Genomic DNA, 7,186 nt, shown 5'->3' on the forward strand with positions numbered 1-7,186 from the left:
AAAGAGTGGCCCCCATCGTGTGATCCCTTCGCGGGCCGACGCCGCCGCGGGCCGGTGTGCGGATCCACGACGTACCGACCACTACATGCATGCGAACCGCATCGCAGGGGGTTCTATGAGATCCAACCGCGCCAAGGTGCGCGCCGGCGTGAGCATGGCAGCGACACTGCCCATGATCGCCGGAGCGCTGGCGTTCGGTATATCCGCGGCGCACGCCGCGGACACCCCGGCACGTGACGCTCTGGCGGGCACCAAGCCCGCGTGGGCCACGGCCAAGGCGGACAAGGGTGCCACCGCCGACAATGCCCAGGTCAAGGCCCGCGTGTACCTGGCCGGCCGGGACCGGGCCGGACTCGCCGCCTACGCCAAGGCCGTGTCCGACCCCAGCTCGCCGCAGTACGGCAAGTACCTGAGCGCCAAGAAGGCGCAGGCCCGCTTCGGGGCCACCAAGGCCCAGGTGGCGGCGGTCAAGTCCTGGCTGAAGGCCGCCGGGCTCCAGGTCACCGAGGTCACCTCGCACTACGTCGCCGTCTCCGGTGACGTCGCCGCCGCCGAGAAGGCGTTCGGCACCCAGCTGCACAACTTCGTCAAGGGGTCCAAGACCTACCGCGCCCCGGCGAGGACCGCCTCGGCGCCGGCCGGTCTGCAGGGCGCCGTCCTGACCGTCACCGGTCTGGACAACGCCCCGCACAAGTCGACCCACGACGACCAGCTGCCGCCCCCGGACGCCGTGTTCAAGAACTCCGGGCCGTTCTCCTCGTACTTCGGCTCGAACATCGCGACCACGCTGCCGGACGCGTACGGCGGGAAGATCCCGTACGCGATCAAGGGCTACACCGGCAAGCAGTTGCGTGCCGCCTACGGCGCGGGCGACTACACCGGCAAGAACGTGCGCATCGCGATCACCGACGCGTACGCCTCGCCGACCATCGCCTTCGACGCGGGCAAGTACGCGCTGAAGCACGGTGACGCTGCCTGGAAGACCGGCCAGCTGCACCAGGCGCTGCCGAAGAACTACACCAAGACCAAGGAGTGCGGCGCGGCCGGCTGGTACGGCGAGGAGACCCTCGACGTCGAGGCCGTGCACGCGGTCGCGCCGGCCGCCGACGTCACCTATGTGGGCGCCGCGTCCTGCTACGACGACGACCTGCTGGACTCCCTCAGCAAGGTCGTCGACAACCACCTGGCCGACATCGTCTCCAACTCCTGGGGCGACATCGAGGCCAACCAGACGCCGGACCTCGCGGCCGCCTACGACCAGGTCTTCCAGCTGGGCGCGGTCCAGGGCATCGGCTTCTACTTCTCCTCCGGTGACAACGGCGACGAGGTCGCCAACACCGGCACGAAGCAGGTCGACACCCCGGCCAACTCGGCGTGGGTGACCGCGGTCGGCGGTACCTCGCTGGCCGTCGGCAAGGGCGACACGTACCAGTGGGAGACCGGCTGGGGCACCGAGAAGGCTCTGCTGTCGGCCGACGGCAAGAGCTGGACCAACTTCCCCGGCGCGTTCACCTCGGGCGCGGGCGGCGGCACCAGCAAGACGGTGGCGCAGCCGTACTACCAGAAGGGCGTCGTCCCGGACAAGCTCGCCAAGGCCAACAGCGCCGACGGCAACCGCGTCGTCCCGGACATCTCGGCCATCGCCGACCCGAACACCGGCTTCCTGGTCGGCCAGACCCAGACCTTCCCGGACGGCACCGAGCAGTACAGCGAGTACCGCATCGGCGGCACCTCGCTGGCCGCCCCGGTGATCGCCGCGGTCCAGGCCCTGGCCCAGGAGGCGCACGGCGGCAAGGCGCTCGGCTTCGCCAACCCGGCGATCTACGCGAAGTACGGCAAGAAGGGCGTGTTCCACGACGTCACGGACAACCCGACCGGCTCCGGCCTGGCGGTGGCCCGTATCGACTTCGTGAACGGCCTCGACGCCTCCGGCGGCCTCGCGACCTCGGTCCGCAGCCTCGGCAAGGACAGCTCGCTGTCCGCGGTGAAGGGCTACGACGACGTCACCGGCGTGGGCTCGCCCGCGAACGGCTACGTCCAGTCGTACCGCCGTCACTGATCCGCTGACGCGGTAGGCACCGCAGGGGGGCGTGGGGTATGCAACACCCCGCGCCCCCCATTGCGTCGCTCTGACGATTACACTGGGCGCGTGCCTCCGTTGAACTTCTGGTCGATCTATCAGCATGGCTTCGCACGCGTCGCCGCGTGCACGGGCCACACCGTCATCGCCGACCCGCACGCCAACGCCGAAGCGGTCCTGCGCCACGCGCGCCGGTGCGCCGGGGAGGGGGTCGCCGTCGCCGTCTTCCCGGAGATGGTGCTGTGCGGCTACTCGATCGAGGACCTGCTGCTGCAGGACGCGCTGCTCGATCAGGTCGAGGAGGCGCTCGGCGAGGTGGTGGCCGGGTCGGCGGACCTGCTGCCGGTGCTGGTCATCGGTGCCCCACTGCGCCACCGCAACCGGATCTACAACTGCGCGGTGATCGTGCACCGCGGCCGGATCCTCGGTGTGGTCCCCAAGTCGTATCCGCCGAACTACCGGGAGTTCTACGAACGCCGGCAGATCGGCGACGGCGCCGACGAGCGCGGCGGCTCCATCCGGGTCGGCGGCGAGACCGTGCCGTTCGGCGTGGACCTGCTGTTCGCGGCCGAGGACGTTCCCGGTCTCGTGCTCCATGCCGAGATCTGCGAGGACATGTGGGTGCCGGTGCCGCCCAGCGCGGAGGCGGCCCTCGCCGGTGCGACCCTCCTCGTCAACCTCTCGGGCAGCCCCATCACGGTCGGGCGGGCCGAGGACCGCAAGCTGCTGTGCCGTTCGGCGTCCTCCCGCTGCCTCGCCGCGTACGTCTACGCGGCGGCCGGCCTCGGCGAGTCGACCACGGACCTGTCCTGGGACGGCCAGGCCATGGTCTACGAGAACGGCGCGCTGCTGGCGGAGACCGAGCGGTTCCCGCTCGGCGACAGTTACGCGGTGGCCGACGTGGACCTCGACCTGCTGCGGCAGGAGCGGCAGCGGATGGGCACGTTCGACGACAACCGCCGTACGCACCGCGCCCGGACCGACGACTTCCGGACGGTCGCCTTCGAGCTCGATCCGCCGCACACCGACCTGGGGTTGCGCCGTCGCCTGGAGCGCTTCCCGTTCGTGCCGGCCGACGCCGACCGTCTCGCCCTGGACTGCTACGAGGCGTACAACATCCAGGTCGAGGGCCTCCAGCAGCGACTCGCCTCGATCGGCGGCCCGAAGGTGGTCATCGGGGTGTCCGGCGGCCTGGACTCCACGCACGCGCTGATCGTCGCCGCCCGCGCGATGGACCGCGCGGGCCGCCCGCGCAGCGACATCCTGGCCTGGACGCTGCCCGGCTTCGCCACCAGCGACCACACCAAGGACAACGCCCACGCGCTGATGCGGGCGCTCGGTGTGACCGCGGCCGAGCTGGACATCACGCCGACCGCGCGACTGATGCTGAAGGAGATGGAGCACCCGTTCGCCTCCGGTGAGCCCGTGTACGACGTCACCTTCGAGAACGTGCAGGCCGGACTGCGCACCGACTACCTGTTCCGGCTGGCCAACCAGCGCGGCGGCATCGTGCTCGGCACAGGTGACCTCTCGGAGCTGGCGCTCGGTTGGTCCACGTACGGCGTGGGCGACCAGATGAGCCACTACAACGTCAACTCCGGTGTGCCGAAGACGCTGATCCAGCATCTGATCCGCTGGGTCATCAGCAGCGGCCAGTTCGGCGAGGAGACCGGCAAGACGCTCGCCGCGATCCTCGACACCGAGATCAGCCCGGAGCTCGTACCGGGCGAGGAGATGCAGTCGACGGAGTCGAAGATCGGGCCGTACGCGCTGCACGACTTCACGCTGTTCCATGTGCTGCGGTACGGGTTCAGGCCGTCGAAGATCGCCTTCCTGGCGTGGCACGCCTGGCACGATGCGGAGGGCGGCGCCTGGCCGCCAGGGTTCCCCGAGGCCAAGCGGGTGGCGTACGACCTGCCGGAGATCCGGCACTGGCTGGAGGTCTTCTGCCGCCGCTTCTTCGGGTTCGCGCAGTTCAAGCGATCGGCCATGCCCAACGGGCCGAAGGTCTCGGCCGGCGGTTCGCTCTCACCGCGCGGCGACTGGCGCGCACCGTCCGACAGCAACGCACGGGCCTGGCTGCGGGACTTGGCCCGGTTCGACGCGCCGGAGGCGTGACGGTGGCGGCCCCTGGGCCCTCAGTTCACCTCTTGAGCGAGGCGACGAAGGGGGCCCAGGCGGCGGCGCCGAGGATGAGGGCGGGGCCGTGGGGGACCTTGGAGTCACGGACGGGGACGAGTCCGGGGATGTTGTCGGCGACTTCGACGCAGTTGCCGCCGTCCCCGTTGCTGTAGCTGGACTTGCGCCAGAGGGCGGCGCCGGGGAAGTCGCCGGCCACTTCGACGCATTCCCCGCCGTCACCGTTGCTGTAGCTGCTCTTGAACCAGAGCGCGTCACTCAAGTCGACCCGGTTGCTCGCCATTTCGGAAATCCTCTGCCGCTGCCTTGATCATGTCGAGGGACGTGTCTGGTGACAGCGCGACGGCCCTGAGCCGATCGTATGCCTTGCGGTACTGCTTCACGAGGGCCGGATCGTCGATGGTGTCACCGCTGTACGATGCCTCGGTGTAGATCAGCGGCGGCGCGTCCGGGAAGGTCATCACCATGATGGAGGCGGCCATCAGGGGATACGCGCCGCACGTCCGCGGAACGATCTGCGGAGTGATCCGGCGCCGCTCGGCCAACTCCACGACCCGGTCCAACTGTTCGGCCATCTCCAGCGGAGGAAGGATCGGATCCACGATCAGCGACTCGTGCAGGACCGCCCAGTACTCCGGGGTGGAGTGATCCTCCTCGAAGAGGCGGGCGCGGGCGAGTCGGGCCGTCACCTTCTCCTCGACCCACTCGTCGGAGGCCGCCGGGTGGGCCGACCGGACCAGCGTCCGAGCGTACGGGGCGGTCTGGAGCAGCCCGGGGAAGGTGATGGGGCACCACTCCTCAATGGACTCCGCGTACTTCTCCGCCTCCAGGACCTTCTCGAAGTACGCGGCATGCGGCCCCCTCCGCGCCTTCCGCACATCCTCACAATGCCGCTCGAAGAACCTGTCAGTCTTCAGCACCCGATCGGCATGCCGAGCCAGATCGATCGGCATCCTCCGCTCCCCGCGCTCGATGTCGCTCAGGAACGTCTTGCCGTAGAAGCTGCCCTCAAGGAACGCCTCCAACGACAGTCCGGCAGCCTCCCGCTTCCACCTCAACTCCTTGCCGTAGAAGGTCGGGACGCTCATCGAGCCGTCGATGTCCTTGCGCCGTGCCATCGTTCACCTTCCGCTGTCCCGGTCGCGAACGCGAAACCCCTTTCACCGTAGCGACCCCAACGACAGGCTGTGAGGCATTCGTCACACGACGCACAGGAAGAGGAAGGCCCCACCCATGCCCGACCACTCCCCCACGGCCTACGACGTGACCCTCTGCGTGGAGGAACTCCGCACCGCCCTCGCCCTGCACGGCATCACGTTGCCCTCCCTGCGCGTGGACCTCCCGAGCTTCGCGGGCACGTACACACCGCCCGCCGGTCTCATCACACTCGGGAACTGCAACACCGCAACGGCCCAGGCGCTGTCCACCGCACTCAGGAAGACGGCAGCCGGGAAATGACCTTCGAACTCAACCTGCTCGCCACCCCGAAGGCCGTACCGGAGCTGCGCCACCACCTCCGCGCACTCGGCTTCGAAGTGCACCTGTGCGCCACGGAGTTACTGACGAACGTGATCGACCACCTCGGCGAGGGCACACCAGTGACCGTCCGCGTGACCGGCACGGCCCACGGCCACACCCGCATCGCGGTCACCGACCCCGACGCGCGAACCCTCCCCATCCTCCTGTCGGCCACCAACACGGCCGAGTCCGGCCGCGGCCTGACCCTGATCGACGCGCTCGCCCAACGCTGGGGCGTGGACCAGGGCGCGGACCACAAGACGGTCTGGTGCGAACTGGCCGGACCGGGTCCCCGGCCCGAGACGCCGGCCGCCTCGGCCCGAGCGAAAACCAGTGGAGCAGCGCCGCTGTGCGCCACTACCGTGCTGCCGGACCAAGTCGTCTAGTCAAGGACGTGCCGTTGTACACCCTGTGAGACCTCCCAAGCGCTGATTCGTCGCGCGTCGCGCATGTGCGCCGCGCTGCTTCTTGCTGCGGACTTCTCACTGAAACCGGTGTACTTCTGTGCTCAATAACTGGGCGGTCGTGCCCACCTGCCTGCCGCTCGTTCTCCGCCGTTGCCACGCCTGCGCGTCCAAGCGCTTCCGGGCAAGCGGCAAGTTTCGCGTCAACGCCAACCACAAGCTCATCGACGCCTGGCTCCTCGTGCTCTGTACCGCTTGCGGGGACACTGCGAAGCTCACGGTCCTGGAGCGGATGAATGTGCGCTCCGTACGACCTGAGCTGCTGGACCGGTTGCATGACAACGACCCTGACCTGACAGCTGAGCTGCTCCAGGATCCGGTCGTGCAGCGCCGTAATCGCATCGCACTCGACTGGGACAACGCCTGGCACCTCGACACCGGCAGATCGGACCACCTGGACCACGAGGTGATCGACGTCTCGGTCCGCTTCGCGGCGCGGATCCCTGTCCGGCCGGTGCGACTGATCGCTGAAGGTTGCGGTCTTTCGCGTGCCGAGGCCGAGAGACTGATCACGGAGGGGAAGCTCGTCTCGGCAGTCCGGCTGAGCGACAAGCTCTCCGGCGACTTCACCTTCACGCTCAAACGCTGAGCCTTCCTCGGGACCAGGGCCTGTCCGGCAAGATCCGCCGGACAGGCCCTGGCGCCGCGTGGAGCCGCCCTCCACTCCATGCCCTGATGGCTAGTGACCCGTCATGCGGAGCCACCGCATCGTTGTGACGAGTTCTTCGCCGAAGTCCTCGCAGTGCGCGAGCAACTCGCGACCGGTGGACGAGTCGAGCAGCCCTGCGGAATCAGGGAGAGCCGTGAGTGCGCCGTGGCAGGCGGACGCGACGGCGAAGTTGCGTGACGCGAAGTACCCCCCGTTCGCCCGGTCCGCCAGGTCGGCGAGGGGGTCTGCTGCAGGTTTGGGTGACAGGTTCAGTCACGCGGCCTGGAGGGCCGGTGTGGTCATGACGGTCTCGAATTCGACGGGGGTGAGTCGGCC

Annotated in this window: 7 protein-coding genes; 5 read left to right on the forward strand and 2 right to left on the reverse strand. The window is 69.0% G+C overall.

Going from position 1 to position 7,186, the window contains the following annotated elements; translation table 11 throughout:
* Positions 1–115 precede the first annotated feature (115 nt).
* Complete coding sequence (locus tag ACWC5O_RS36805) at positions 116–2,059, forward strand: S53 family peptidase (RefSeq protein ID WP_450590217.1); 1,944 nt, start codon at positions 116–118, stop codon at positions 2,057–2,059.
* 90 nt (positions 2,060–2,149) lie between these two features.
* Positions 2,150–4,198 (forward strand): NAD(+) synthase, encoded by a 2,049-nt coding sequence (locus tag ACWC5O_RS36810; protein WP_450590216.1) that lies wholly within the window; start codon positions 2,150–2,152, stop codon positions 4,196–4,198.
* A 25-nt stretch (positions 4,199–4,223) separates the two neighbouring features.
* Here ACWC5O_RS36810 and ACWC5O_RS36815 read toward each other — a convergent pair whose 3' ends face one another.
* Together ACWC5O_RS36815 and ACWC5O_RS36820 are read right to left on the reverse strand one after the other, a co-directional pair.
* On the reverse strand, positions 4,224–4,502 hold the full coding sequence (locus ACWC5O_RS36815) for a DUF397 domain-containing protein (RefSeq protein ID WP_450590215.1): 279 nt from the start codon (positions 4,500–4,502) through the stop codon (positions 4,224–4,226).
* Complete coding sequence (locus ACWC5O_RS36820) at positions 4,474–5,337, reverse strand: helix-turn-helix domain-containing protein (protein WP_450590214.1); 864 nt, start codon at positions 5,335–5,337, stop codon at positions 4,474–4,476. Before ACWC5O_RS36820 ends, ACWC5O_RS36815 begins: the two co-directional genes overlap by 29 nt.
* A gap of 115 nt (positions 5,338–5,452) precedes the next feature.
* Between ACWC5O_RS36820 and ACWC5O_RS36825 the strand changes: the two genes are divergently transcribed.
* The 3 genes from ACWC5O_RS36825 to ACWC5O_RS36835 all read left to right on the forward strand — a co-directional run bounded on the left by ACWC5O_RS36825 (position 5,453) and on the right by ACWC5O_RS36835 (position 6,790).
* Positions 5,453–5,677, forward strand: a complete 225-nt coding sequence (locus ACWC5O_RS36825) for a hypothetical protein (protein ID WP_450590213.1) — start codon at positions 5,453–5,455, stop codon at positions 5,675–5,677.
* Positions 5,674–6,123 carry an ATP-binding protein gene (locus tag ACWC5O_RS36830; RefSeq protein ID WP_450590212.1) on the forward strand — a complete coding sequence of 150 codons (450 nt, stop codon included), beginning with the start codon at positions 5,674–5,676 and terminating at the stop codon, positions 6,121–6,123. The genes ACWC5O_RS36825 and ACWC5O_RS36830 overlap by 4 nt, the downstream gene beginning before the upstream one ends.
* A 118-nt stretch (positions 6,124–6,241) precedes the next feature.
* Entirely contained in the window at positions 6,242–6,790 is a 549-nt protein-coding gene (locus tag ACWC5O_RS36835; RefSeq protein WP_450590211.1) for a DUF1062 domain-containing protein, read from the forward strand.
* The last annotated feature ends 396 nt before the right edge of the window (positions 6,791–7,186 follow it).

The sequence above is a fragment of the Streptomyces sp. NPDC001450 genome (assembly GCF_053597295.1).